At 72.9% G+C, this 25,265-nt stretch carries 21 protein-coding genes; 9 read left to right on the top strand and 12 right to left on the bottom strand.

From position 1 onward, the window contains the following. Positions 1-9: 9 nt before the first annotated feature. The 9 genes from ACGF5O_RS35560 to ACGF5O_RS35520 form a co-directional block, all read right to left on the bottom strand. The gene (locus tag ACGF5O_RS35560; protein ID WP_393814024.1) at positions 10-978 is read right to left on the bottom strand and encodes a dihydrodipicolinate synthase family protein; all 969 of its coding nucleotides are present in this window, start codon (positions 976-978) and stop codon (positions 10-12) included. A gap of 53 nt (positions 979-1,031) precedes the next feature. Beyond that, positions 1,032-2,645 (bottom strand): FAD-dependent oxidoreductase, encoded by a 1,614-nt coding sequence (locus tag ACGF5O_RS35555; protein WP_393814023.1) that lies wholly within the window; start codon positions 2,643-2,645, stop codon positions 1,032-1,034. Next, positions 2,642-4,744, bottom strand: coding sequence for an amylo-alpha-1,6-glucosidase (locus ACGF5O_RS35550; protein WP_393814022.1), 2,103 nt, complete (start codon positions 4,742-4,744; stop codon positions 2,642-2,644). The genes ACGF5O_RS35555 and ACGF5O_RS35550 overlap by 4 nt, the downstream gene beginning before the upstream one ends. A gap of 71 nt (positions 4,745-4,815) precedes the next feature. Beyond that, entirely contained in the window at positions 4,816-5,640 is an 825-nt protein-coding gene (locus ACGF5O_RS35545) for an ATP-binding cassette domain-containing protein (RefSeq protein WP_393814021.1), read from the bottom strand. Further along, positions 5,637-6,668: an ABC transporter ATP-binding protein gene (locus ACGF5O_RS35540; RefSeq protein WP_393814020.1), complete on the bottom strand. Its 1,032-nt coding sequence runs from the start codon at positions 6,666-6,668 to the stop codon at positions 5,637-5,639. The genes ACGF5O_RS35545 and ACGF5O_RS35540 overlap by 4 nt, the downstream gene beginning before the upstream one ends. Further along, positions 6,665-8,206 (bottom strand): ABC transporter substrate-binding protein, encoded by a 1,542-nt coding sequence (locus tag ACGF5O_RS35535; RefSeq protein WP_393814019.1) that lies wholly within the window; start codon positions 8,204-8,206, stop codon positions 6,665-6,667. The genes ACGF5O_RS35540 and ACGF5O_RS35535 overlap by 4 nt, the downstream gene beginning before the upstream one ends. 126 nt (positions 8,207-8,332) lie before the next feature. Continuing rightward, positions 8,333-9,211, bottom strand: a complete 879-nt coding sequence (locus tag ACGF5O_RS35530; RefSeq protein WP_393814018.1) for an ABC transporter permease — start codon at positions 9,209-9,211, stop codon at positions 8,333-8,335. Further along, on the bottom strand, positions 9,211-10,137 hold the full coding sequence (locus ACGF5O_RS35525; protein ID WP_393814017.1) for an ABC transporter permease: 927 nt from the start codon (positions 10,135-10,137) through the stop codon (positions 9,211-9,213). Before ACGF5O_RS35525 ends, ACGF5O_RS35530 begins: the two co-directional genes overlap by 1 nt. Beyond that, positions 10,134-11,234 (bottom strand): LacI family DNA-binding transcriptional regulator, encoded by a 1,101-nt coding sequence (locus ACGF5O_RS35520; RefSeq protein ID WP_393814016.1) that lies wholly within the window; start codon positions 11,232-11,234, stop codon positions 10,134-10,136. Before ACGF5O_RS35520 ends, ACGF5O_RS35525 begins: the two co-directional genes overlap by 4 nt. Positions 11,235-11,432: 198 nt before the next feature. On the opposite strand from ACGF5O_RS35520, the gene ACGF5O_RS35515 reads away from it, so the two are divergent. The 5 genes from ACGF5O_RS35515 to ACGF5O_RS35495 all read left to right on the top strand — a co-directional run bounded on the left by ACGF5O_RS35515 (position 11,433) and on the right by ACGF5O_RS35495 (position 15,455). Further along, positions 11,433-12,296: a phytanoyl-CoA dioxygenase family protein gene (locus tag ACGF5O_RS35515; protein WP_393814015.1), complete on the top strand. Its 864-nt coding sequence runs from the start codon at positions 11,433-11,435 to the stop codon at positions 12,294-12,296. A 7-nt stretch (positions 12,297-12,303) separates the two neighbouring features. Next, positions 12,304-13,182, top strand: coding sequence for a helix-turn-helix domain-containing protein (locus ACGF5O_RS35510; RefSeq protein WP_393814014.1), 879 nt, complete (start codon positions 12,304-12,306; stop codon positions 13,180-13,182). 96 nt (positions 13,183-13,278) lie between these two features. Beyond that, a complete protein-coding gene (locus ACGF5O_RS35505; RefSeq protein ID WP_393814013.1) occupies positions 13,279-14,148 on the top strand; it encodes a DUF1963 domain-containing protein in 870 nt (289 codons plus the stop codon). An 84-nt stretch (positions 14,149-14,232) separates the two neighbouring features. Then, positions 14,233-14,835 (top strand): RNA polymerase sigma factor, encoded by a 603-nt coding sequence (locus ACGF5O_RS35500; RefSeq protein ID WP_393814012.1) that lies wholly within the window; start codon positions 14,233-14,235, stop codon positions 14,833-14,835. Continuing rightward, the gene (locus ACGF5O_RS35495; protein WP_393814011.1) at positions 14,832-15,455 is read left to right on the top strand and encodes a hypothetical protein; all 624 of its coding nucleotides are present in this window, start codon (positions 14,832-14,834) and stop codon (positions 15,453-15,455) included. Before ACGF5O_RS35500 ends, ACGF5O_RS35495 begins: the two co-directional genes overlap by 4 nt. Before the next feature lie 224 nt (positions 15,456-15,679). Here the strand turns inward: ACGF5O_RS35495 and ACGF5O_RS35490 are convergent, their stop codons facing one another. Beyond that, complete coding sequence (locus ACGF5O_RS35490) at positions 15,680-17,101, bottom strand: DEAD/DEAH box helicase (RefSeq protein WP_393814010.1); 1,422 nt, start codon at positions 17,099-17,101, stop codon at positions 15,680-15,682. Between the two features lie 437 nt (positions 17,102-17,538). Here ACGF5O_RS35490 and dhaK point away from each other — a divergent pair, with 437 nt between their 5' ends. The 3 genes from dhaK to ACGF5O_RS35475 are packed head-to-tail and all read left to right on the top strand — an operon-like array spanning position 17,539 to position 19,593. Next, positions 17,539-18,531 (top strand): dihydroxyacetone kinase subunit DhaK, encoded by a 993-nt coding sequence (gene dhaK, locus ACGF5O_RS35485; RefSeq protein ID WP_393814009.1) that lies wholly within the window; start codon positions 17,539-17,541, stop codon positions 18,529-18,531. A gap of 59 nt (positions 18,532-18,590) precedes the next feature. Next, entirely contained in the window at positions 18,591-19,190 is a 600-nt protein-coding gene (gene dhaL, locus ACGF5O_RS35480) for a dihydroxyacetone kinase subunit DhaL (protein ID WP_393814008.1), read from the top strand. After that, on the top strand, positions 19,183-19,593 hold the full coding sequence (locus ACGF5O_RS35475) for a PTS-dependent dihydroxyacetone kinase phosphotransferase subunit DhaM (protein ID WP_393814007.1): 411 nt from the start codon (positions 19,183-19,185) through the stop codon (positions 19,591-19,593). The genes dhaL and ACGF5O_RS35475 overlap by 8 nt, the downstream gene beginning before the upstream one ends. Positions 19,594-19,625: 32 nt before the next feature. On the opposite strand, the gene ACGF5O_RS35470 is transcribed toward ACGF5O_RS35475, so the two are convergent. After that, on the bottom strand, positions 19,626-20,153 hold the full coding sequence (locus ACGF5O_RS35470; RefSeq protein WP_393814006.1) for a cytochrome d ubiquinol oxidase subunit II: 528 nt from the start codon (positions 20,151-20,153) through the stop codon (positions 19,626-19,628). Between the two features lie 325 nt (positions 20,154-20,478). Between ACGF5O_RS35470 and ACGF5O_RS35465 the strand changes: the two genes are divergently transcribed. After that, the gene (locus tag ACGF5O_RS35465; RefSeq protein ID WP_393814005.1) at positions 20,479-24,549 is read left to right on the top strand and encodes a discoidin domain-containing protein; all 4,071 of its coding nucleotides are present in this window, start codon (positions 20,479-20,481) and stop codon (positions 24,547-24,549) included. Here the strand turns inward: ACGF5O_RS35465 and ACGF5O_RS35460 are convergent. After that, positions 24,546-25,181: a TetR family transcriptional regulator gene (locus tag ACGF5O_RS35460; RefSeq protein WP_393814004.1), complete on the bottom strand. Its 636-nt coding sequence runs from the start codon at positions 25,179-25,181 to the stop codon at positions 24,546-24,548. The two genes, ACGF5O_RS35465 and ACGF5O_RS35460, sit on opposite strands and share 4 nt — an antisense overlap. Positions 25,182-25,265 lie beyond the last annotated feature (84 nt).

The raw sequence follows: 25,265 nt of genomic DNA, 5'->3' as shown, positions 1-25,265 counted from the left end.
GACGCGGGATCAGGCGTGTATGAGCTGCGCGTCGAACGGGTCGAGCAGGTCGAGCAGCGCCTTGCGCTCTCCGTCGGAGCACGGCGTGAAGGGCGCCGCGGCGTACGGCGGGCACAGTCCGCGCGCGGCCAGCACGGCCTTCACCGCCGGGACTCCGGGGCGCACGGTGTGCAACGCCAGTACCTGGTCGAGCAGTTGCTGTGCGCGCCGCGCGTCCTCGGCGCGGCCCTCGTGGTGGGCCCGGCACAGCTCGACGGTCACCGCGGGCGCCAGATTGGCCACCCCGAGGACGACCCCGTCGGCCCCGAGCCGCAGCGCGTCGAGTGCCTGCCGCTCCGCGCCCTGGCTGACGCCGAAACCGTCGCGCCGCCGGGCCGCCGCGAGGGCGTGGCCGAACAGCGCGGGGTCGCCCGAGCTGTCCTTGATGCCCACCAGGTGCGGAAGGGCGGTCAGTTCGTCGAGCAGGGCGGGGGTCAGCGGGTTGCCGTAGCGGGGGGCGTGGTAGGCGACGACGGGAACGCCGAGGCCGGCGAAGGCGGCGTAGTGGGCGACGATCTCGTCGTGCCGGTGATGGAAGTAGATCGGCGGGCTGAGCACCAGCGCGTCCGGCACGGCGGGGCGGACGGCCGCCGCCCGCGCCAGCGCCTCGGCGGTGCCGGGGGCCGTGACGTTCACCAAGACCGGTCCGCCGTCGGTGAGTTCACGCCAGCGTCCGGCCACCCCGACGGCGAACTCGCCCAGTTCCGCCGTGGGCAGCAGCGGTCCCTCGCCGTTGCTGCCGAAGAGCATGAGGCCGCGGGTGCCTGCGGCGGCGAGCGCGCGGAGCAGGGCGTCGGCGGCCGGGGCCGAGGGGTGTCCGGGGCGGTCCATCGGGGTGACCAGAGGGACGATGGCGCCTGCCAGCAGGGCACGTCCGTCGACGTGTCGTTGTTCGGCTGCGGCGCCGTCGTGGCTGGTCGCGCCCTGCGGCGGAGCCACACATTGATGCAGCCCCGCGCCCCTTTGGGGCGCGCCGATGTCCTGACCGCCCATCAGTACCCCTTGACCTCGGGCCAGGCCAGTTCGACGCCGGCGCGGGTGAGTTCGTCCTGGAAGCGGCGCAACTCCTCGCCGTCCTCGTGCACCTGCTCGACGTCCAGACGATGGTCGAGGCAGTACGCCGCGAGTGATCCGGCCGCCTCGCCGATGTTCCACTCGACGGGGTGCAGCCGGTAGCAGCCGTTGGTGATGTGGGTGGTGCCGATGTTCTTGCACACCGGCAGCAGGTTCCGCACCCGTACCGGGAGCAGAGCGCCCAGCGGGATCTGGAAGGGGCTGCTGGCGACGTCGATGTAGGTGTCGCCGCCGGTGGAGGGGTGCAGGTCGATCCGGTACATCCCGATGCCGACGGAGTCCTGGTAGCGCACCGCGCCCTGCTCGCCGCGGACGGCGAGGGACAGGTCCTGTTCGACGATCCGGCGCCGGGCGACGATCCGGCGCGACTCCCGGATGTACGGGGCCTTGGCCAGCCCGTCGGCCGTGCCCAGGACGTCGCCGCGGAGCCGCAGGCCGGGCCAGCCGGTGCCGCCGTCCGGGCGGGGGGCCTCGGTCTGCAGCCAGTAGAGCATGCTCAGGCTCAGCTCGCGGGCCCCTGCCAGGTGCCGGTCCCGCTCCTTGTCGTCCACCCCGACGAGCGGGCCGGGCAGGTAGTCGATCATGGGCCAGTTGACGATGGTCACGTCGCTCGCGGCGAACCCCGGCCGGTACAGCTTCCGGGAGAACACCCGGCGGAACTCCCACAGTTCCTTGTCGCCCGCGTCCTTGCTCTGGTCGGCGACGACCGGCCCCGAGTCGGCGTTCGGGGTGAAGCCGCGCGGTACTGTCTCCAGCGTCCTCGGGTCGGGCGCGCTCAGGCTCAGCAGCCGGTTCGGCCACTGCGGGGGGTGGTAGGCGGCCCAGCGGTCGTAACCGGCCGGACGGTCGATGGTGTGGTCCGCTCCGGCCACGTGGTCGACGGCGAACACCCAGGAGAAGGCCTGCATGTTGGCCGGCTGCGCCGCGTCGGGTGCGCTCGGCTCCCCGGTGTCCCGGCGGGACTCGAAGCCGGTCACGTGCTCGGTGCCGGTCAGCGGCAGCAGGTCGCCGAGTTCCGTGGCGTCCAGGACGTACGGCGCGGACACCTCGACCCGGGTGCCGTCGGGGCCTTCGACGACCACGGACCGTACCCGGTCGCCGTCGACGGAGGCGGCCACCGGCCGGTGCCGGTACAGGATCCGCAGCCGCCCTGCGGCCACGTACGGCGCGACCATGGCGTCCAGGACGGCGGCGCCGACCCGCGGTTCGTGGCACAGCGGGCTCACCCGGCCCTCGCCCGGGTTGAGATACCGGCGCCGCCTGGCCTCCTCGGTGAGCGGGTACCAGGTCCGGTAGTGGTCGCGGACCGCCTCGCGCAGCGCGCGGTAGGTGCGGGTGGCGCCGAACTGCTCGATCCAGGCGTGCTCGTCGGGCGGTACGCCCTGGCTGGTGAGCTGGCCGCCGATCCAGTCGGTCTCCTCGGTGAGCAGGACCGTCCGGCCCCGGTCGAGGGCGGCCAGTGCGGCGGCCACCCCGCCGAGTCCCCCGCCGACGACGAGAATGTCCGTGGCCGCCGACGTCGGCGCGCTCATAGACCGCTCCCTTCCTGTACGTCACCCGCGCCGTCCGGACCGAACGTGAAGCTCCGGGGTGCGCCCCGGACGTCCACCGGCACGGGCGGGCCGCCGTCCGGCGGGGTGACGAGCAGGTCGCCGACGCCTTCGGCGGTCCCGGTGACACGGTCGCGGGTCCGCCGGTAGCGGCGTACGACGACGCCGGGCGCCACGTCGAGCAGGACGCCTCCGTCGAGGCGGACGGTGAGCCGGCCGGCCGCCCGGACGTCGAGGCGGCCGTCGCCCAGCGGCAGGTTGCGCAGTTCGGCCGGCTCGCCCGGGTGGGCGAACCGCCAGCCGTCCGGGCGTGCGTCGGCCAGTTCGCCGAAGGCCAGATACGCCAGCAGCCCGCCCCAGGCCATCAGCCCGTCCGATCGTTTCCGAAAGCCCGTCAAGTTCTCGCCGTCGACGGCCGGATAGTTCTCCCGGACGTGGCCGTGCTCGTGCCACTCGTGGAGGAACAGCCGCAGCAGGTCCCCCACCACGGGCCTGCTCAGGTCGGTCAGCCCGTACCGCCGCAGCCCGCGTACGGCGAGATACGCCATCGGCGCCCAGATCCGGCCGCGCCAGTAGGTCGCGGCGAAACCGGGATCGTTGCGGGCCACGCTGGGCAAGGGCCGTACGCCGCCCAGCACTTCGGGCCGCAGCAGGTCGGCGGCCACCGTCGCCGCCCGGCCGGGGTCGGGCAGTCCGCCCAGCAGCGCGTACAGCATCGTCGGCGAGACGTGCGGGTCGTGGGTGCCGGCCGAGGTGAGGTTGCGGTAGCCGCCGCGCTCGTCGTCCCAGAGCAGCCGGTCGGCGACCTCCCTGGCCGCGGCGGCCTCGGCGTGCAACCGGTCGGCCGTGGTGCGCTCCCCGAGCAGGCCCGCGATGTCCGCCAGCGCCTCGGCGTCCGCGATGTGCAGGGCGTTCAGGCCGACGTCGGCGAGGTCCATGGTGCGGGTCGCAGGGTCGTACCGGGCCTCGTCGTACATCGGCGAGTCGTCCAGGCCCGATTCGCGTCTGGCCCGGTCCAGGGTCGCCGACGCGGAGTCGCCCGCGACCGGGTCGGAGCCCCAGGCGAGCAGTCCGTGCGGTCCGCGGCGGGCCCGGGGCCACCAGTCGTGCCAGGCCAGCAGCGCCGGGAAGGTGGTGCCGAGCAGCGCCGTGTCGCGGGTCTCCGGCGAGAGACCGCCCGCCAGATAGGCCTGGTACACCGTCAGCGCGCCGACCGGCGGCTGCGAGCGGTCGTCGGTGCGGCCCCTGTCGTCCGAGACCCGGTTCGGGATCATGCCGGTCCCGTCCGCGTACGGGAGGATCTGCTGGAAGATGCCGCGCGCGTAGTCCCGGTCGACGGCCGAGGCGGTGAGTCCGGTGAAGAACGTGTCCCAGGCGTGCAGCGCCCAGGTGCCGTAGAAGCCCTTCCGTTCGGCGCACACGAAGTCCCGTGAGGTGGGCGTCAGGACGCGGCCGATGGCAGGGGCGTAGACGGTGTTCCAGGTCACGGCCCGGGTCAGGGCGTCGGCGGCGTCGCCCAGCCAGCCGGTGGAACGCAGCGAGGTGCGTTCCGCCGTGCGGGCCGCACTGTGTCGTCTTTCGTCTGCCGCGGCGTTGTGGCCGGTCGCGCCCCGCGGCGAAGCCGCACAGTGATGCAGCCCCGCGCCCCTTCGGGGCGCTGACGCGGCCGGCGCGATCCGCAGATCCACGTCGGCTTCGGTGTCGAACGCCAGCACCAGCGCAGTCGCCGGGCCCTCGATTCTGCGGCCCGGTGCCGAAGTGGCGACCGTCCAGCGGATGCCGCCCACCCGGACGGTGGCGGCCAGGTCGGTCTGCTGCTCGATGTCGTCCAGGCCCTCCACCGACAGCACGATCACCCCCGTGCTCTCGGCCAGGGCATCCAGCACGTCCCCGGGGCCGCCCGCGAACTCCAGCCGCAACCGGTGGCCGGCCGCCCGTACCGTCACCTCGGCGTAGCTGCCGTCCACGGTGTGCGGGCCGAGCCGTTCGAGTCCGTCGCGCCAGGTGAACCCGTCCAGTACCGGGCCTTCGGGGCCGAGGACGCCGAACCGTACCCGGGGCCCGTCCGGCAGTCTGTTCATGCCGGTGTGCGTTCGGACGTCCCACGTGTTCCAGCCGGTCGGTACCGGAGTCACGGCACGCCGCCCCTCGTTCATACGACCGCCTCGCCGTCGGCGGCGCCGTCGCCCGGCACCGAGTCGTCCAGGTCCAGGGCCGCGTCCAGCAGCGCCTGCGTGTATGCGTGCCGCGGCGCGGTCAGCACCTCGCCGGTCAGTCCCTCCTCCACGATCACCCCCCGGCGCATCACCGCCACCCGGTCGGCGATCTGGTGCACCACGCCCAGGTCGTGCGAGATGAACAGCATCGCGAGCCGGTGCCGGGCGCGCAGGTCGGCCAGCAGCCGCAGGATCTGGGCCTGGACGGAGACGTCGAGCGCCGACACCGCCTCGTCGCACACCAGCAGCCGGGGCCGTACCGCCAGCGCCCTGGCGATGCTGACCCGCTGGCACTGGCCGCCCGACAGGTCCCCGGCGCGCCGCGCCGCCACCTCGGGGTCGAGCCCCATGTCGGCGAGGAGCCGGTGCAGCGCCTCGGTGCGGTCGCCCTCGGGTGCGGTGACCGGGTGGGTGCGCCAGACCTCGCCGATGACGGCGGCGACCGTCATCCGCGGGTTCAGCGAGGACCGCGGGTCCTGGAACACCATCTGCACCGCCCGTTGCAGTTCGGGCGGCCGGTGTCCCGCGCGGCCGAGCGGGCGTCCCCCGAAGGTGACGGTCCCGGCGCCGGGCCGCAGCAGTCCGGCCACGCACCGGGCGACGGTCGTCTTGCCGGAGCCCGACTCGCCGACCAGACCGAGCGTCTCCTCGGGCGCCACCGACAGGCTCACTCCGTCCACGGCGACCTGGCCGCTCCGCCGTCCTCCGTAACGGACCCGCAGGTCACGCACGTCGAGGAGGGCGCTGTCGCTCGTGCTCACGACCGCGGCACCTCCTCGGCGAAGTGGCAGGCGCTCCAGCGGCCCTGCACCACCTCCCGCACCTGCGGCCGCTCGGCGCGGCAGCGGGCGCGGGCCAGCGGGCAGCGGGGGTGGAAGGCGCAGCCGGCCGGCCGGTTCGCGGGGGTCGCCGGGGCCCCGGGCAGCGGGTCGGCCAGGGCGGTACGGGTGCGGACGGCGGGCACGCTGCGCACCAGGGCGGCGGTGTACGGATGGGCGGGCCGCCGCAGGACGTCACGGGCGGGCCCGTGCTCGCAGACCCGTCCCGCGTACATCACCACGACCTGTTCGCCGACGTGCGACACGACCCGCAGGTCATGGCTGACCAGCAGCATCGCCAGGCCGTCGGCCGCCTGGATGTCGGCGAGGAGCCGCAGGATCCGGGACTGGACGGTGACGTCGAGCGCCGTCGTGGGCTCGTCGGCGAGGAGCAGCGCGGGGTTTCCGGCCAGGGCCATCGCGATCACGGCGCGCTGGCGCAGGCCTCCGGAGAGCTCGTGCGGGTAGGCCCGCGTCCGCCGTTCCGGTTCCGGTACGCCGACCCGGTCGAGGAGTTCGACGACCCGGCGGTTCACCTCGGCCCGCGGCAGCCGGTCGCGGCGCGGTATCTCGCCGACCTGACGGCCGATGCGCTGGGTCGGGTTGAGGGCGGCGAGCGGGTCCTGGAAGATCATCGCGATCTCCCGGCCGCGTACCGCACGGCGCCGTGCCGGGTCGGCGGCGAGCAGGTCCTCGCCGTGCCACAGCAGCCGGCCGGTCAGGGTGGCGCCCTCGGGCGGCAGGCCCAGGATCGCCTGGGCGGTCATGGTCTTCCCGCTGCCGGACTCGCCGATCAGCCCCACGGTAGTGGCGCGTGGCACGTCGAAGGAGACGCCGTCAAGGACCCGGGTCCGGGTGCCGCGCGGACCGGGGAGTTCCACCACCAGGTCCTCGATCCGCAGGACCGGCCCGTCCGTCGCGGCCACCGCCTTCCCGGCGCCGTGTTCGCGTGCGGTTCCGGCGGGGGTCACGAGCCGCCGGTCCGTACGCCGGCGAAGTCCGGCAGTCCGCTGGCGTCCGGGACGAAGCCCCTGAGGTCGCTGTTCCAGGCGTAGGCGATGCTCACGGACATCGGGTACATGCCGACCGCGTCCTGCCAGATGATCTTGCTGGCCCGGCCGTAGAGGTCGGTGCGCTTCGCCTTGTCGGCCGTCGCGCCGGCCGCCGCCAGCAGACCGTCCAGCGTCTTGTTGCAGTAGCCCATGCGCTTGGCCGCGCAGGTGTAGAGACGGCCGAGGTTGCTGGCCGCGTCGTAGCTGGGGGTGGCCAGCTGCTGGAAGTTGATGTCCCACTTGAGTGCGAGCAGGTCCTCCGTGAAGACGGCCTGCTCCTTCTCCAGCGGGTCCACCTGAACGCCGGCCTTCTGCAGGTCGGAGACGACGGCCTCGATGAAGGGCTTGAACTCGTCGTTGGCGAACTGGAGCCGGAGCTTCTTCGAGAAGTCGAACCCGGCGGCGGTGAGGGCGGCCTTGGCAGCCGTCGGGTCGTAGGCGACGGCGGGCTGCGCCACGTGGCCGAGGACGACGCTCGTCACGGGCGCGTCGGCGGCCTTGCCGGTGTCGGGGTAGAGCTTGTCGATGATGGTCTTGAAGTCGACGGCCTGCCAGATGGCCCGGCGGACCTTCGCGTCCTTGAGGGCGGGGATCGAGGAGTTGAACCACATGGTGAACTCGGCGCTGCTCGGCACGGTCCGCACGGTGAGACCCTTCTGGCCCTTCAGGGAGGCCAGTTGGTCGTCGGGGATGCCCCAGACGACGTCCACCTCGCCGGTGCGCAGCGCGGTCATGCGGGACGCGAGTTCGGGGATGTTCCGGATGGTGACCCTGCCGAGCGTGGGTTTCGTGCCCCGGTACTTCTTGTTGGGCACCAGGACCAGCGACCCGCTCGGGGTGAACGCGTTCACGGTGAACGGCCCCGAGCCCACGGGGTGGTTGAAGAAGGCGGTGTCGTCCTTGCCGATGCCCGACGGGAGGACGTAGAAGGTGCCGAGCTTGCCGGGGACGGACGCGTCGGGCGCCGGGCTGTGCAGGACCACCTCGGTGGCGGAGACCTTGGTCATCGTGTCGCCCGGGAAGTTGCCCGCGTTGGGGCCGTTCAGGCTGATCATCCGCTGGAAGGAGGCGACCACGTCGTCGGCGTCGAGGGCGGAGCCGTCGGAGAAGGTGACGCCGGAGCGCAGGGTGAACGTCCAGGCGGTGACGTCCTTGTTGGGCTTCCAGGACGCGGCGAGGTCGCCTTCGAGGGTGCCGTCCGCGGTGGGTTTCACCAGTCTGCTGAAGATCTCCTGGGCGGCCAACTGGGTGCCCGTGGAGGCGCCTTGGGCCCCGTGCGGGTCCAGGCTCTCGATCGGATAGGTGCCGGCGACCGTCACGTCGCCCGAGGCGGAGCCGCCCCCGTTGTCGTCGCCGCCGGTGGTGGTCGAGCAGGCGGCGAGGAGCGCCGCGCCCGCCGTGGCGGTGGCGGCGAGCCGGATCAGCCGGCTCCGCCCGTGCTCACGCGTGCTGGTCATGATGGTGCTCCTCTCGATCGAGGGTCGGTCGGAGTCAGCCGGTGGGTTCGGAGTCGGTCGGTGGGTTCGGAGTCAGCCGGTGGAGTCGGAGTCAGCCGGTGGGTGAGGCGCCGTACCTGGTGTGGTTCAGCCGGGGCGGCCACGCCCGTAGCGGGCGGTGAGCTGGTCGCCGAGGATGCCCACGTTGACGATCAGGAGAGACAGGGCGATGCCGGGCAGGGTGGAGATCCACCATTGCGTTTCGAGGTACTCCTTGCCGTTGGCGATGGTCTGCCCCCACGACACGGTCGACGGGGGCAGCCCGATGCCGAGGAAGCTGAGCCCCGCCTCGGCCAGCACCACCAGCGCGAATTCGAGCGTGGCGAGGGCGACGACCGGGCCGGCCGTGAACGGGAGGACATGCCGGACGAGGATGGTCCGGCCTGACACGCCGAGCACCCGGGCGGCGTCCACCCAGGGCCGCTCCCTGAGGGAGAGCGCGATGCCCCGGGTGACCCGGGCGAAGCCGATCCACCCGGTCGCGGCGAGCGCGATCACGACCAGCAGGACACTGCGCTCGAACGCGCCCGCGATCACGATCGCCAGCAGGATCGCGGGGAAGGCCAGCAGGACGTCGAAGATCCGGGCCAGTACGGCGTCGGCGACGCCCCGGAAGTAACCGGCGACGGCACCGAGGAGGACCCCGACGAGACAGGACAGCGCGACCGTCGACACGCCGATGAGGACCGCCGTCCGGGCCCCGTAGACGATCTGGGCGAACAGGTCGCGGCCGAGTCCGTCGGTGCCGAGCCAGGCCGTACCTCCGGTGGACACCTTGGCGCCGGGGGCGAGCAGCCGGTCGTCCAGGGACGTGTGCACAGGGTCGTAGTGGATCAGCAGCGGCCCGACGACGGCCACCAGCAGATAGCAGCCCACGACCACCGCGGGGAGCCGGGACAGGAGCGAGCGCGGTGCCCGCCGCGGGGCCGCCAGCGGCTTCTCGACGGCGACGGTGAGGTCGGCCATCAGGCGGCTCCCGTCCGGATCCGCGGATCCAGTTGGGCGATGAGCAGATCGGCCGTCAGATTGAGTACGACGACGATTCCGGCGATGAGCAGAGTGGCGCCCTGGACCACCGAGTAGTCGCGGTTGGCCACCGCCTCCACCACCAGCGATCCCAGACCGGGCCAGGCGAACACGTTCTCCACGATCACGGCGCCGCCGACCAGCGCCCCGACCTGGACGCCCACCACGGTCACCACCGGGATCAGCGAGTTGCGCAGGGCGTGCCCGAACAGCACCTGACGCTCGGTCAGCCCCTTGGCGCGCGCGGTCTGGATATAGCTCTCGCCCATCGTCTCCGCGACGCTGGTCCGGGTCAGCCGGGCGATGATCGCGACGAACGGGAACGAGAGGGTGACGGCGGGCAGCACCAGGTGCTGGGGGGTGCCGACCCCGGAACTGGGCAGGAGGCGCAGGGTCAGGGCGAAGACCAGGACCAGCATGATGCCGATCCAGAACGTCGGGAACGACTGGAGAGCGATCGTGCAGGCCGAGACCACCCGGTCCACCAGGCTGCCCGGCCGCGCCCCGGCCAGCATGCCGAGCGTCAGTCCCACCACCACCGCGATCACGGTGGCCGTCACGGTGAGGTCGATCGTGGCGGGCAGCCGGTCGAGGACCGCGCCCATCGCGGACCTGCCGAGCCAGTGCGACAGGCCGAAGTCGAGGCGGCAGACGTCGCCGAGATAGCTGAGGTACTGCGCGCCGAGCGGCCGGTCCAGGCCTAGCGAGGAGCGCAGCTGGTCGATCTGGCTCCGGGTGGCGTCCGGGCCGAGCAGGACCGTCGCGGGGTCGCCGGGCGCGGCCCGGACGATGAGGAAGATCAGGGAGGCGGCGCCCCACATCACGAACACCCCGATGAGCAGCCGGCGCACGATCATCCGGATCATGACCGCGGCCTCCCGCCACCGGCGGGCACCGGTCCGATCGAGTCACCCGGAACGAAGGCGCAGGGCACCGTCAGCCGGCGCGGTTCGGGGGTCTCCTGGTCGAGCAGTTCGACCAGCACCCGGACGGCCTCCCCCGCCATCCGGGCGCGGGGCAGCGAGAACCGCGTCCAGTTCCGCGACTCCGGCGTCCAGGACGGCGGATCGCCGAGCAGGGCCAGCGAGCAGTCCTCCGGGAACCGGACCCGCCGGGTGCCCGCCATCGTCGCCAGCGCCTCGGTGAGCCGGTTGTCCTCCGTCGGCTCGACCAGCAGCGCGGAGATCCCCAGCTCGCCGATCCACCCGGCCAGCCGATCGGCCGTCAGCTCCGCCGGATCGGTCAGGCTCCGGATCAGCGCCTCGTCCACGACCAGGCCGGCCTCGGCCAGCCCCCGCCGGTAGCCCTCCTCGCGGTCCCTGGTGGGCTCGCTGTCCTCCAGGGCGCGCAGGTACAGGATGCGTTGGTGGCCGAGGCGCGCCAGCTCCGCGACGAGCGCCGCGGTCGCCGAGACGTAGTCGGCCGCCACATAGGAAAGTTCACCGTCGTCCACCTCGCGGCGTCCGACGAACACGATGGGGAAGTCCTCCCGGACCAGCGCCGACAGCTCCTCGCGGCGGACGTTCCGGCCGAGCAGCACGCAACCATCCGCGATCTTCAGCCGGTTGGTCCCGCCGACGTAGATCGACCGCTCGGCCCCCGGCGCCCCGGACGCGGCCCCGCCGGAGCAGAACAGCAGCAGGTCGTAGCCCTGCCGTGCGGTCTCCTCCTCCACGCCGAGCAGGAACGGGTAGTAGAAGTCGCGCTGGTCGGTCGGGAACACCGACTCGAAGGTGTAGAGCCCCAGCAGCCGGTTCCGGCCGCCCTTCAGGCTGCGCGCGGCGACATTGGCCGCATAGCCGAGCTCCTCGGCCGCCGCCAGCACGGCCCGCCGGGTCGGTTCCGCGATCTGGTCACTCGCCGCACCGCCGCTGATCACCAGCGACACCGTCGCCTGGGAGACACCGGCGCGCCGGGCGATGTCCCGTTGGGTGGAGCGTCTACGTCGTTCGGGAGGGGCCATGAGCACTCCCAGCTAATACGTATTAGCAAGTGCCGAACGACGCTACTCGGATGCGACGAAAGGCGTCAAGACGCGTGAACACCCTTTGTCGGGCTTGTTTCTGACAGATGATCCGATCTTGCGCCGTGATCGGATTCGCCATCCCTGTGCACGGGTGAGCCATGGCACGCGGACGCGATGTCCAGGACCATCGGGACCATGGCCGAGAACACCGTCGACGACGACCTCGCGTCCCGCTTCGGCCGGGACGGCTACGCGGTGCTGCCGGGCGCCCTGACACCGGAGGAGGTGGCGGAGCTGCGGGCGGAGACCGCACGGATCTGCCGCGGCCGGCGGGGCGCCGTCGAGGGGGCGCCGCCACCGGTCGCGGGCGAGAGCGACGACGAGACGGTGCGGCGGTTCCTGTGCGTGCACTATCCGCACAAGCTGTCGGCGCTCATGCTCGACACCATGCGCCATCCCGCCGTCGTCGGACCGCTGACCGAGGTGATCGGTCCGGACGTCAAGGCGATGCAGTCGATGCTGTTCGTCAAGTCCGAGGGGAAGCCCGGTCAGGCGTGGCACCAGGACGAGATGTTCATCCCCACCCGGGACCGGTCGCTGACCGCCGCCTGGCTCGCCCTCGACGACGCCACCGTCGACAACGGCTGCCTCTGGGTCCTGCCGGGCTCGCACCGCCCCGGCGTCATCTACCCCAACCGGGAGCACGACGACGCCCGTTACGACTGCACGGTCGAGTCCTACGGTTTCCCGTACGACGAGGCCCACGCCCGGCCGGTCGAGATCTCCGCCGGATCGGTGCTGCTCTTCAACGGCTATCTGCTGCACAAGTCACTGCCCAACACCGGCCGGCCGGGCTTCCGCCGAGCCCTGGTCAACCACTACATGAGCGCCTCGTCCCTCCTGCCCTGGGCACCCCCCGACGCCGAAGTCCCCATGGCCCAGGCCGACTTCCGGGACATCGTGCTGGTCGCGGGCCGGGACCCGTACGCCTACAAGGGCACCGCCGACGTGCGCAGGCCCCGGGTGCGGCGCGACCGGTCCGGGGGCTGCGACCGGTGAGACGGCCGTGACGGAACGCGTCCCGCCACCGACCCCCGCACTGCTGTCCCGGCTCGGCCCCGCCGTCGCCGACTACCCGCCCGGTTCGGTCTTCGGCCCCAGGGACGCCGGATCGTACGAATTCGTCTGGCTGCTGAGGGGCAGCGCCCGCTGGGTCTGCGGTGACCTGAGCGTGCCGCTGAAGCCCGGCGAACTGCTGCTGGTCCGCCCCGGAATGCGCGACACCTTCCACTGGGACGCCCACCGGCCCACCCGGCACGCCTACACGCACTTCCGGCTCCACCCCGCCCCCGCCGACACCGGCTGGCCGGTGATCCGGGACCTCACCGGCCGGGACGACCCGATGACCGCGCTCTGCCGGCACCTCCTGACGCTCGGCACGACCCGCCCGCGGGCCTGGGAGCGGCACGCCGAGGAGACCCTGCGGCTGCTCGTCTTCACCTTCGTGCACGGCACCGGCCCGGGAAGCGGCACCCAGACGCTCCCCGAGCCGCTGCTCGCCATGATGGCCGCGGTCCGCTCCCGCTGGTCGGACGGCGTCGCCCGCCCGCTCACCCTGGAGCGGCTGGCGGAGGCGGCCGGAGTCTCCCCGAGCACCCTGTCCCGCGTCTGCCGTCGCCACCTCGGCGTCAGCCCCGTGGCGGGCCTCGAACTGCTCCGCCTCGCGCGCGCCGAACCGCTGCTCTGGCTGAGCAACCTCTCGCTGCGCGCCATAGCCCTCCAGTGCGGCTTCGCCGACGCCTACCACTTCTCCCGCCGCTTCCGCGCCGTCTACGGCATGTCCCCGACCGCCTTCCGCAGGCTCCTGCCCGAGTCGGCACCCCCGTCCCCGGTCACCGCCGGCGCCCTGTCCGCACTCCAGTCCCTGGCACCGCCCTCGCACTAGCCGGAGAAACAGGGCGACGGTAGCCGCACCGGGATGCGTCGCCGCGGACAGCGGCGCAATGGCAGCTGTGTCGGTCCCTCCCTCTACGGTGTGCGCATGACTCCAGAGATGTGCGACCGGTTAGACCCCTTCCGTGCCGAAGCGGTCGAGCGCGGCGTCCCCGCCGACGGCATGGACCGATGGCTGACCACCGCCGCCCGCCCCTGCGTAACCCTGCGGCGAGACGGGGACGGGGACGGCCCGGTCGTGGGCCGGTTCGGCGGTCCGCTCCTGCTTCCCGCAGACATCCCTGACCCCGCCCACCCCTTCGTCGCCTCCATCGACCTCGCGGCCCTGCCCGCCGACGCCACGGACCTGCCCCTGCCTCCCGACGGCCACCTGCTGCTCTTCGCCTACCCCGAGACCGCCGACGACTACGAGACCATGGGCAGCGCGGTGTACGTCCCCGCCGGTTCGCCCGTGGTCGAACGGGACAGGCACGCCTGGAACCCCTTCGACATCGACGATGACGAGGCGATGTTCGAGGAGTTCCCGCAGGGACCGCTGCGAGCGACGCCCCAGGTGTCGCTGCCCTGCCACCACACGGTCGAACTCCCCGGCGAGCCGGGGAACGGACCGCTTCCCGAGCATCCTCTCTCCGAGCAACTCGTCGCCCTCTGGGCGAGCACCCGTGACCGCATGGCCCCCGAGGGACCATTGCAGATCGGGGGATACGCCGACGAGGAGGCCATCGACACCGACCCGGTCGCCACCGCCGTGTCCTGGGCCGTGAAGGCCGTGGAAGCGGGCCGCTGGGAGGGACCGGTTTCGGCTGACGTCTCGGACTGGGTGCTCCTGGCCGACTGGCAGGCCGGCATGGACGTGGAGGGCTGGGAGAGCGCCACCGTCCACTGGGTGATCCAGCGCGACGACCTGGCCGCGCGACACTTCGACCGCGCGTTCACCTCGGTCTTCTGGAACCCCTGACCGCCCATCAGCGGCGACACCCTCCTGTCACCGTGTCGTTGAAAGGAACCGGCCGGTGCCGGACACGGACGGGGCGTGGAATCCATGACAGATCAGGAGACCCGCCACCGGCAGCGGCGGGCACGCTTCGAAAGCCTGGCGCACGTCGTGACGGAGTCTCTGCACCGGTATCTGGTGCGACGGACGTCCCCCGACATGGTCGAGGACGTCCTGTCGGAGACGATGCTGGTGCTCTGGCGCCGCATGGACGAAGTGCCCGGGCTCGGAACCGGGTCCGGGCCCGGACGCGGACCCGGAACCCTGCCCGACCGCGACGCAGTGCTCCCCTGGTGCTACGGCGTGGCACGGCACTGCCTGGCCAACGCCCGGCGGGCCGACGGACGCAGGCTCCGCCTGGTGGAGCGGCTGATCGGGGCTCGGCAGGAGTCTCCGGCCGTGGCCGCCGACCACAGCGACCTGCACGCCGCGCTCGGCACTCTCTCGGAACTGGACCGCGAGGTGGTGCGGCTGTGGGCGTGGGAGGGACTGGCGCCGCGGCAGATCGCGGAGGCGACCGGGATGACGCCCAATGCCGTGAGCATGCGACTTCACCGGGCGAAAAAGAAACTCGCCGAAAAGCTTCGGCCGGTGCGAAAGAATGCCGAGCTCCCCGGACACGAGATGAGCGAAGGAAGGAGCAGTCAGTGAACGACGACGAGTTGCTGACCCTGCTGAGGGCGGCGGACCCGGCACTGACCTCACGCGCTCCGCTGCCCGACATCGATCGTCTTGTGGAGGACGCCTTGAGCACCGAATCCGTAGCCCTGTCCGACAACAACGCCACCGGAATCGGCACTCCCGCCGCGAAGGCCACCGCGGTAAAGGGGCGCCGACGCGTCTTCGGGCTCGCGGCGGCTGCCGCGCTGCTTCTCGGCGGCGGTGTCACCGCGGGGATCGCGGCGCACTCCGGCAACGGTGGCGCGACCGCGGCCGGCACCCCGCTGCAGCTCACCGGTGCGCACAGCACCACCCCCGCGAAGTGCGCGGAGATCGTTCCCGACCGGCTGGCCGGGTACCCGACGGTCTTCTACGGGCGGGTCACGTCCGTCAAGGGCCCCCTCACCACCTTCCACGTCGACCACTGGCTGCGCGGCGGCGGCCCGCGGACCGTCCTGCTGAACTACGACGCCGACGTCGAGCACCTGACCTTCTCGGTCGGCGAGCACTACATCGTGGCCGCCGACGACAGGGACACCGTTCCCATGTGCGGCGCGAACTGGATGTCGGGCAGGGACTGGAAGAAGTTCAGCCAGGAATTCGGAAAGTAGCCCGACGGATTCAGCCATATTCCGCGGCAGCACCATGCGGGAATTCCCGGGTACCGCGACGAAACGGTCGTGGCACCCGGGAATTCCGTGAGCACATCTCGCCGCGGGAAAATGTCACCCGCGACACACGCCCCCTCGCGCCCGCTGCTCCCCTCGAACTCCGGGAGGACGGCCTCGTTCACGGCCGGGGCCCGGCTGCCGCGTCGGCCACCGGGCGGCGGGGATCAGCCGCCGCGCCGGGTCCTGGCCGCCTCGCGGGCCTCCGCGAGCTTGCGGGCCTCGCTGGTCCTGCGGGAGGGCCTGCCGCCGGAGCCGCCCCGCGCGTCCTTGGTGCTGCCGAGGCCGCGGAACGGGGTGTTGGGGTTCTTGGGGCGCGGTACGGCCGGCGCGCCGTCCAGAGGCTTTCCGGAGGGGGCCCTGGCGCCGGTGATACGGCTCAGCTCCGCCTCGCCCGACCGCACCTTGGTGACCTTGGGGGTGACGTCGGCGTCGGCCATGACCTGGCTCGTCTCGCGGCGCTGTCCCGACAGGACGAGGGTCACGACGGTGCCGGAGCGGCCGGCCCGGGCCGTGCGGCCCGCGCGGTGCAGATAGTCCTTGGGGTCGGTGGCGGGGTCGACGTTGACCACCAGGTCCAGGTCGTCGATGTGCAGGCCGCGTGCGGCGACGTTCGTCGCCACCAGGGCGGTGACCTGCCCGTTCTTGAACTGGGCCAGGGTCCGGGTGCGCTGCGGCTGGGCCTTCCCGCTGTGCAGGGCGGCGGCGGCCACACCGCTGGCCCGCAGGTGCCGGGTGAGCAGGTCGACGCCGTGCCTGGTGTCCAGGAACAGCAGGACGCGGCCGTCGCGGGCGGCGATCTCCGTGGTCACGGCGTACCGGTCCGGGCCGTGCACGACGAGGACGTGGTGCTGGATCGCGGCGACCGCGCCGGACGCGGGGTCCACGGAGTGGACGGCGGGGTCGCGCAGGTAGTCCCGCACCAACTGGTCGACATCGCGGTCGAGGGTCGCGGAGAACAGCATCCGCTGCCCGTCGGGACGCACCTGGTCCAGGATCTCGGTGACCTGCGGCAGGAATCCCATGTCACACATCTGGTCGGCCTCGTCCAGGACCGCGATGCGCACCCGTCCCAGGCGGCAGGCCCTGCGCTCGACGAGGTCGTGCAGCCGGCCCGGCGTGGCGACGACGATCTCGGCGCCGTCCCGCAGTGCGGCGGCCTGCCGCCCGAGGGACATCCCGCCCACCACGGTCGCGAGCCGCAGCCGCAGCGCCTCGGCGTACGGGGTGAGCGCCTCACCGACCTGCTGCGCCAGCTCCCTGGTGGGCACCAGGACGAGCGCCAGCGGCTCCTTGGGCTGTGCGCGCCGCCCGGCCGTCCGGGCGAGCATCCCCAGGCCGAAGGCGAGCGTCTTGCCGGATCCGGTGCGCCCCCGGCCCAGGACGTCCCGTCCCGCGAGCGCGTTCGGCAGCGCCGCCGCCTGGATGGGGAAGGGCACCGTCACACCCTGCTCGTCGAGCACCCGCAGCACGGCGGCCGGCAGCCCCAGCTCCGCGAAGGACGCCGCCGGGGGCAGCGCCGCGGAGCCGCCCGACGCCTCGGACACCGCACCCTGCTGCCGGACGTCGGCACGTGCTGATTCGCTCACAGAAAGCCTTCCTTCGAAGGGACCGTACCGAGGAAGGCGCGGCGCGGACGCGGCCACCGGCCGGGAGCGTGAGCCCGGCACCCACACGGTGACGCTGCAAACGGACCAGGCTAGCACGGTGGCGCACCGCCCGGGCCTCCCGTCAGCGCGCGGTCAAGCCCGCCGCACGCACCCGCCCACGTGACCTTCGCGTCGCCAAGGTCGATACTGCGTTCAGGAGATCCACGGAGCCACACGGAGATACACGCCGCTCGCGGTCGCACCCCGCCCACACCTGACGAACCGTCATCCAAGTCCGCATCGCACCGGCCCCAGCCTCGCCGCAACCCGTTCCGGGCCGCCGGGGGGGGCGTCGGGACCAGGACCTGGAGAAACCCGCTCTCCCCCGCAAAGACGCAGGTCAGAGGCTATCCTGTTACTGTTGCCAGGAGGTTCGAATGAAGATGCTGATCAATGTTCCGGAGACCGTCGTGGCGGACGCGCTGCGGGGCATGGCGGCGGCCCATCCCGACCTCACCGTGGACGTGGAGAACCGGGTGATCGTACGGCGGGACGCGCCCGTCGCCGGGCAGGTCGCGCTGGTCTCGGGCGGCGGTTCCGGGCACGAGCCGCTGCACGGCGGATTCGTGGGTCCCGGGATGCTGTCGGCCGCCTGTCCCGGCGAGGTGTTCACGTCTCCGGTACCCGACCAGATGGCCCGGGCCGCCGCGGCCGTGGACAGCGGGGCCGGCGTGCTGTTCATCGTGAAGAACTACACCGGTGACGTGCTCAACTTCGACATGGCCGCCGAGCTCGCCGAGGACGAGGGCATCCAGGTGGCGAAGGTGCTCGTCAACGACGACGTGGCCGTCACCGACAGTCTCTACACCGCGGGCCGGCGGGGCACCGGCGCCACCCTGTTCGTCGAGAAGATCGCCGGCGCGGCCGCCGCCGAGGGGCAGCCGCTGGAGCGGGTCGAGGCCGTCGGGCGCCAGGTGAACGCTAACTCCCGCAGCTTCGGTGTCGCGCTGAGCGCCGTCACCACTCCGGCGAAGGGCAGCCCGACCTTCGATCTGCCGTCGGGCGAGCTGGAGTTGGGCATCGGCATCCACGGCGAGCCGGGCCGGGAGCGGCGGGCCATGATGACGTCCGGCGAGATCGCCGACTTCGCCGTCAACGCCGTCCTGGAGGACCTGCCGCCGCGCAATCCGGTCCTCGTCCTGGTCAACGGCATGGGCGCGACCCCGCTCCTGGAGCTGTACGGGTTCAACGCCGAGGTCCAGCGGGTGCTCGCCGAGCGCGGGGTGACCGTGGCCCGCACACTGGTCGGCAACTACGTCACCTCCCTGGACATGGCCGGTGCCTCGGTCACGCTCTGCCAGGTCGACGAGGAACTGCTGCGGCTGTGGGACGCGCCGGTGCGGACGCCGGCGCTGCGTTGGGGCATGTGAAGGAGGGCCGGGACCGACCGGCCTCGACCCGCGTCCGTACCGCTACGCAAGGAGATCCAGTGCTCGACGCCGACTTCTTCCACCGCTGGATGGCGGCGACCGCCGCCTCCGTCGACCGCGAGGCGGAGCGGCTCACCGCCCTCGACTCCCCCATCGGGGACGCCGACCACGGCAGCAACCTCCAGCGCGGGTTCAAGGCGGTGACCGCCGCGCTGGAGAAGGACGCGCCCGACACCCCCGGTGCCGTACTGGCGCTCGCCGGTCGCCGGCTGATCTCGACCGTCGGCGGTGCCTCCGGGCCGCTGTACGGCACGCTGCTGCGCAGCACCGGCAAGGCGCTCGGCGACGCGCCCGAGGTCAGCGAGGCCCAGTTCGCCGAGGCGCTGCGGGCCGGGGTGGACAAGGTCATGGCGCTCGGCGGAGCCGCGCCCGGTGACAAGACGATGATCGACGCCCTGGTGCCGGCGGTCGACGCGCTCGGCGACGGCTTCGGCGCGGCGCGGGCCGCCGCCGAGCAGGGCGCCGAGGCGACGATCCCGCTGCAGGCCCGCAAGGGCCGGGCGAGCTATCTCGGCGAGCGCAGCATCGGCCACCAGGATCCGGGCGCCACCTCGTCGGCACTCCTCGTCGCGGGACTCGCGGAGGCAGCCGGTGAGTGACGACAGGCTGGTCGGGATCGTGCTGGTGTCGCACAGCGCGGAGGTCGCGGCGTCCGTCGCGGAGCTGGCCAAGGGACTGGCGGGCGCCGGCACGGCGGTGCCGGTCGTCCCGGCGGGAGGTACCGAGGGCGGCGGGCTCGGCACCAGCGCCGAGCTGATCGCCGCAGCCGCGGCGGCCGTGGACCGGGGCGCGGGGGTCGCCGTCCTCACCGACCTGGGCAGCGCGGTGCTCACCGTGAAGGCGCTGCTCGCCGAGGGCGACGAACTCCCCGAGGGCACCCGCCTGGTGGACGCCCCGTTCGTGGAGGGCGCGGTCGCCGCGGTCGTCACGGCGTCCACCGGGGCCGGTCTGGACGCGGTGGAGGCGGCGGCAGCGGAGGCGTACACCTACCGGAAGGTCTGAGAACTTCCCGGGCACCGCGCGGTCCGCCGGGTTCAGGACTCGCGGGGCGGCGGGCCCGGGACGCTCTCCCGCGGTGCCGGCCGGAGTCGTCCCCGGCCGGCGAGCACGAAGAGGAGGGCGAGGGAGGGGAAGATGAGGAGCCCCGCGACGATCGCCACGCCGATGGTCACCTTGAGGGTCGCGGCCGGCGCCGCCGCGTCGGCGATCCGCAGGTGGGTGCCGAGGAGGTAGGGGTACTGGGCGACGCCCCAGCCGAGGACGACCAGCGCGACCGCCGCGGTGGCGAGCACGCGCAGCCCCGTCCTGCGGTCGCGCAGCAGCAGGAGCACGGTCGCGAGACCGCAGAGCGCCGCGAGCACGACCAGCGCGAGGGCACGGTGACCGAGCTGGTGGAACAGACGGGGGGCGTCCTGCCGGAGGACGAAGATGCCTGCGACGCTGACGACTCCGGTCAGCACCGAGGCGACCAGGGCCCGGTCGCGGAAGCAGCGCTCCGGAGCGGGCGAATCCTGCTGCCGGGCGGCGACGTTCAGGTAGACGGCGACGAGGTCCGCGATCACTTCTCGGCTCCCGCGGGCACGGCGGCGGGATCGGGGCCGGGTCCGTAGGGAACGGCCACGCTGTCGCCGCCCTCGGCCTCGGTTCGCTGTACCCGTTTCGCGTCCTGTCGCGCCGTCACATCCGTGACCACCACTCCATCGGACGACCCGGCGCCGCGTCCGGGCCCGGGCGGCGCCGCTGCCGGACAACCGTCGATCCGCGCATCAGGTCTTGACAGGAAGCTCACGGCATCACAGCCTTTGGCAACGTTGTCATTGTGTTCGAGGCGGGGCGCCCGGAGCCGATTCGGCCTGCTTCGCCGCTTTCTGATGGGACGTCAGAACCATGACCGATCAGTCGGATCCGTCGCGCCGTCCGTCGCGGCGTTCCATAGTCGCCACGGGCTCCACCCTGCTGGCCGGGTTCGGACTCGGCTCGGTGCTCCCGGCGCCGGCCGCGTCCGCCGCTCCCGCCGGAGCCGGGACCGAGCCCGCCGCGCCCGGTGAACTCGCGCTCCACCGGCCCGTCTCGGTCTCCTCGACCGCCTACGCCGCCACCCCGGGGTCCTTCGCCGTCGACCGGCTCTCCGCACCCGGCGTGCGGGGCAGCGGCTGGCGGGCCGGGGACGGCGACCCCCAGTGGATCGCCGTGGACCTGCAGGCGACGTGCGAGGTCACCCGGATCCGTCTGACCTTCGAAGCCGACGCCGCCGACCCGGTGTTCACCCCGCCGGCCACCGGAAACCCGGCGGACGGCACCACCGGCAAGGAGATCCTGTCGAGCTACGCGCTCGACTTCCTGGTCGAGACGTCCCTCGACCAGAAGTCGTGGACGAGCGTCCACCGCACGACCGCCGGCACCGGCGGCGTGGTGGACGTCCAGCCGCCCCGCCCGGTCCCGGCCCGCTGGGTGCGGATGACCTGCCGCAGGCGTTCCAGTCCCCTGCCGCTGGGCCTCAACGGCTTCGAGGTGTACGGCATCCCCCAGGGGCACCGCCCCGCGGCGACGGGCTGGACCGACTGGGGCACCCGGCACGGCTCGGCGCCCGAACTGACCGTGGCCGACGACGGCACCGTGCCGGTGGAGTCCGGCTGGCGGCTCACCCTCGACGACTGGGCGGGCGCGGACGGTCCCGGCCTGTCGAAGGCCGGCGTCGACACGAGCGGCTGGCTGCCCGCCACCGTCCCCGGCACGGTCCTGGGCTCCCTCGTGGACCAGGGCAGGCTGCCCGACCCGGTGTCCGGTCTGAACAACCTGCGCATCCCCGAGGCGCTGTCCCGGCACTCCTGGTGGTACAAACGGGACTTCGGGCTGCCGCGCGGCCTGCGCACGGGGTCCGGCCACCGGATCTGGCTGGAGTTCGACGGCGTCAACCACACGGCCGACATCTGGCTGAACGGCGAGCGGGTCGGCGACCTCACCTACCCGTTCGCCCGCTCCTCACACGACGTGACCCGGCTGCTCGCCGCGGACGGCGCGAACGCGCTGGCCGTGCGGATCACACCGATGCCCGTGCCCGGCAGCCCCGGCGACAAGGGCCCGCTCGGCGAGTCCTGGGTGGACGCGGGCGCCGGGCAGATGAACGTCAACTCCCCCACCTATCTGGCCTCTTCGGGCTGGGACTGGATGCCGGCCGTCCGCGACCGCGCGGCGGGCATCTGGAACCACGTCCGGCTCAGATCCACCGGGCAGGTCGTCATCGGCGACCCGCGCGTGGACACGGTCCTGCCCAACCTGCCGGACGTGTCCGTCGCCGAGCTGACCGTAGTCGTCCCCGTCCGCAACGCCGACTCCGCGGACCACTCGGCGACGGTGACCGCGGCGTTCGGCGACGTCCGGGTCTCCAAGTCGGTCACCGTGCCGGCCGGTGGCGCCGTCGACGTCGTCTTCGCCCCCGACGCCTTCGCACCACTGCGGCTGCGCGACCCCCGGCTGTGGTGGCCGAACGGCCTGGGCGAGCCGGATCTGTACGACCTCACGCTCACCGCGTCGGCCGACGGCACCGAGAGCGACCGGCGCACCGTCCGCTTCGGTATCCGGCAGTTCGGCTACGAGTACAAGGTGCCGCTGCCGTTCACCGCGACCGGCGACGCGTACACCCAGTCCGTCACCTTCGACCGGCAGCAGGCCCGGCACGTCCGCGTCGACTGCCGTACCAGGGCCACCTCCTGGGGCAGTTCGCTGTGGACCCTGGCGGTGCGGGACAGCGCCCGGCAGGCCACCGACCTCGCCCTGCACGCGACCGCCGCCGCCTCCAGCACGGACGGCGACGACCACGGCCCGGCCAACGTGACGGACGGCGACCCGGACACCCGCTGGTCCTCGGCGTACGAGGACGACCAGTGGATCAGCGTCGACCTGGGCTCGGCCCGGTCCTTCGACCGGGTCGACCTCACCTGGGAACGGGCCTACGCGAGCACCTTCGTGGTGCAGGTGTCCGCCGACGGCACCGAGTGGACCGACGTGCGGGCGGTGGACAACTCGGCGGTGCCGCTGCCGTTCAACGACGGCAACGCCAGCCTCCAGGTCGAGGACTTCGACCGGCGGACCGCCCGCTACGTCCGTATCGACTGCGGCCTGCGGAACACCAGTTGGGGCAACTCGCTGTGGTCGCTCGGCGTCGTCGACAGCACCGCTCCCGGCACCGACCTCGCGCTGCACCGGACGGCGACGGCCTCCACCGAGGAGTCCGACCACCCCGCCTCGAACGCCACCGACGGCGACCCGGGCACCCGCTGGTCCTCGCAGTACGAGGACCACCAGTGGATCCAGGTGGACCTGGGCAGCGCGCGGGACTTCGACCGGGTGGCGATCGTCTGGGAGACGGCGTACCCGAAGTCGTACGTCATCCGGGTCTCCGCCGACGGAGAGCAGTGGACCGACGTCAAGTCCGTGTCGAACGCCCCCGATCCGCTGCGGATCACGGTCAACGGCGTGCCGGTGCTGGCCCGCGGCGGCAACTGGGGCTGGGACGAACTGCTGCGCCGGATGCCGCCGGAGCGGATGGACGCGGCCGTGCGGATGCACCGCGACATGAACTTCACCATGATCCGCAACTGGGTCGGCAGCAGCGACCGGGAGAAGTTCTTCGCCGCCTGCGACCGGCACGGCATCCTCGTCTGGAACGACTTCCCGAACGCCTGGGGCATGGACCCGCCGGACCACGACGCCTTCGACGCGATCGCCCGGGACACCGTGCTGCGTTACCGCATCCATCCCTGTGTGGCCGTCTGGTGCGGGGCGAACGAGGGCAACCCGCCGGCCGCGATCGACAAGGGCATGCGCGAGGCCGTCGAGCAGCAGGTGCCCGGGCTGCTCTACCAGAACAACTCGGCGGGCGGCATCGTCACGGGCGGCGGCCCCTACGGCTGGGTGGAGCCGGAGAAGTACTTCGACCCCGCCACCTACGGCAGCAAGGACTTCGGCTTCCACACCGAGATCGGCATGCCGGTCGTCTCCACCGCGGCGAGCCTGCGCAACCTGACGGGTGACGAGCCGGAGTGGCCCGTCGGCGGCGCCTGGTACTACCACGACTGGAGCGAGCGCGGGAACCAGGCGCCGCAGAACTACAAGGCGGCCGTCGAGACCCGCCTGGGTGCGGCCACCGGCCTGGACGACTTCGCCCGCAAGGCGCAGTTCGTCAACTTCGAGAACACCCGCGCCATGTTCGAGGCCTGGAACGCCAACCTCTGGGACAACGCCACCGGTCTGATGCTGTGGATGTCCCACCCGGCCTGGCACAGCACCGTCTGGCAGACCTACGACTACGACTTCGACGTCAACGGCACCTATTACGGGGCCCGTTCGGCCTGCGAGCCGCTGCACGTCCAGGCCGATCCGGTGAAGTGGCAGGTCCTCGCGGTCAACCACACCCGTACGGACCTGCGCGGCGCCACCGTCACCGCGCGGCTGTACGACCTGTCCGGCCGGCAGCTCGGCGCCGCGAGGACGGCGAGAGTGGACGTGGCCCGGGCCGCCACCGCCGAGGCGTTCACCGCCGGCTGGACCGACGACCTGCCCGACCTGCACCTGCTCCGGCTGACGCTGGCGGACGCGGGCGGCAGGGAGCTGTCCCGGAACACGTACTGGCGCCGGCGCGACCCCGCCGCCCTCCAGGCGCTCAACCAGGCGCGGCGGGTCACCGTGTCCGTCGCGGCCGGGCGGCCGTCCCGTTCCGGGGACCGGCACACCCTGACGGCCACCGTCCGCAACCGCGGCTCGGCCGTCGCCGCCATGGTCCGGCTGTCGCTGGTGGACGCGGCGAACGGTGAGCGCGTGCTGCCGACGCTCTACAGCCACAACTACCTGTGGCTGCTGCCCGGCGAGACACAGGCCGTCAGCGTCTCCTGGCCGTCCCGGGCCCTCCCCGCGGGCCGTCCGGAACTGCGGGCGGAGGCGTACAACAGCCGCCCCTAGGCGAGCCCCTCCGCCGCCACCGCGAGGGCCGAGCGCATGGTCGCCGTGAGCTCGGCCTCCGCCGTGGCGGGGTCCGTGGCCTCGTCGGCGACGCGCCAGGCGTAGTGCTCGACGGCCGCGCGCAGGGCCGCGTTGAACATGGCCGCCTGGATGGTGGGCCGCAGGTCGTCGGCGGGCACCCCGGAGCGTTCGGCGAGGGCGCGGGCGAACGCCGGTTCGGCCTCGTCGTAGGACTGCAGCCACTCCGCGCGCAGGCCCGGCTCGACTCGGGTGAGCCGGACCAGGGCGCCCATGGTGGCGCGGTCCGGGCTGCGCACCATCCGGCTGTCCGTCGGCACGGCGTCCTCGAAGGCCTCCTCCAGCGGCTGGCCGGGGCGCCAGGCGCGCAGGCAGTCGGCGACGGCCTCGATGCCGGCCGCGAACAGCGGCCGTACGCAAGCCTCCTTGCTCGGGAAGTAGCGCCACACCGTGCGCGCCGAGACGCCGACCGCCTGCCCGATCTGCTCGCCGGTGGTCGCGGCCACGCCCTGGGCGACGAACAGGTCCACGGCGACGCGGGCGATCTCCAGTCTGGTCTCGGCCTTGCGCTCCTCGGTCAGGGGCGGGCGTCCCGTGCGTCCCCCTGCGGTCATCTGTCCCTCCCGTGCCGGTGGCTGCTGCTCCGCGATTGTCCCCGAGGCGGCGGGGTGACGGAAAATTGAGGTCGGGACTTTATG

The sequence above is a fragment of the Streptomyces sp. NPDC048291 genome, from assembly GCF_043201715.1.
Lineage (GTDB): Bacteria > Actinomycetota > Actinomycetes > Streptomycetales > Streptomycetaceae > Streptomyces.
The sequence above is the reverse complement of the archived record's forward strand: the minus strand, read 5'-3'. Positions and strand labels throughout refer to the sequence as shown.

Coding starts and splice junctions, on each gene's coding strand:
- ACGF5O_RS35555 (WP_393814023.1), bottom strand. CDS start 2,645: ATGAGCGCGCCGACGTCGGCGGCCACGGACATTCTCGTCGTCGGCGGG.
- ACGF5O_RS35550 (WP_393814022.1), bottom strand. CDS start 4,744: ATGAACAGACTGCCGGACGGGCCCCGGGTACGGTTCGGCGTCCTCGGC.
- ACGF5O_RS35535 (WP_393814019.1), bottom strand. CDS start 8,206: ATGACCAGCACGCGTGAGCACGGGCGGAGCCGGCTGATCCGGCTCGCC.
- ACGF5O_RS35530 (WP_393814018.1), bottom strand. CDS start 9,211: ATGGCCGACCTCACCGTCGCCGTCGAGAAGCCGCTGGCGGCCCCGCGG.
- ACGF5O_RS35525 (WP_393814017.1), bottom strand. CDS start 10,137: ATGATCCGGATGATCGTGCGCCGGCTGCTCATCGGGGTGTTCGTGATG.
- ACGF5O_RS35520 (WP_393814016.1), bottom strand. CDS start 11,234: ATGGCCCCTCCCGAACGACGTAGACGCTCCACCCAACGGGACATCGCC.
- ACGF5O_RS35515 (WP_393814015.1), top strand. CDS start 11,433: ATGGCCGAGAACACCGTCGACGACGACCTCGCGTCCCGCTTCGGCCGG.
- ACGF5O_RS35505 (WP_393814013.1), top strand. CDS start 13,279: ATGACTCCAGAGATGTGCGACCGGTTAGACCCCTTCCGTGCCGAAGCG.
- ACGF5O_RS35500 (WP_393814012.1), top strand. CDS start 14,233: ATGACAGATCAGGAGACCCGCCACCGGCAGCGGCGGGCACGCTTCGAA.
- dhaK (WP_393814009.1), top strand. CDS start 17,539: ATGAAGATGCTGATCAATGTTCCGGAGACCGTCGTGGCGGACGCGCTG.
- ACGF5O_RS35465 (WP_393814005.1), top strand. CDS start 20,479: ATGACCGATCAGTCGGATCCGTCGCGCCGTCCGTCGCGGCGTTCCATA.
- ACGF5O_RS35460 (WP_393814004.1), bottom strand. CDS start 25,181: ATGACCGCAGGGGGACGCACGGGACGCCCGCCCCTGACCGAGGAGCGC.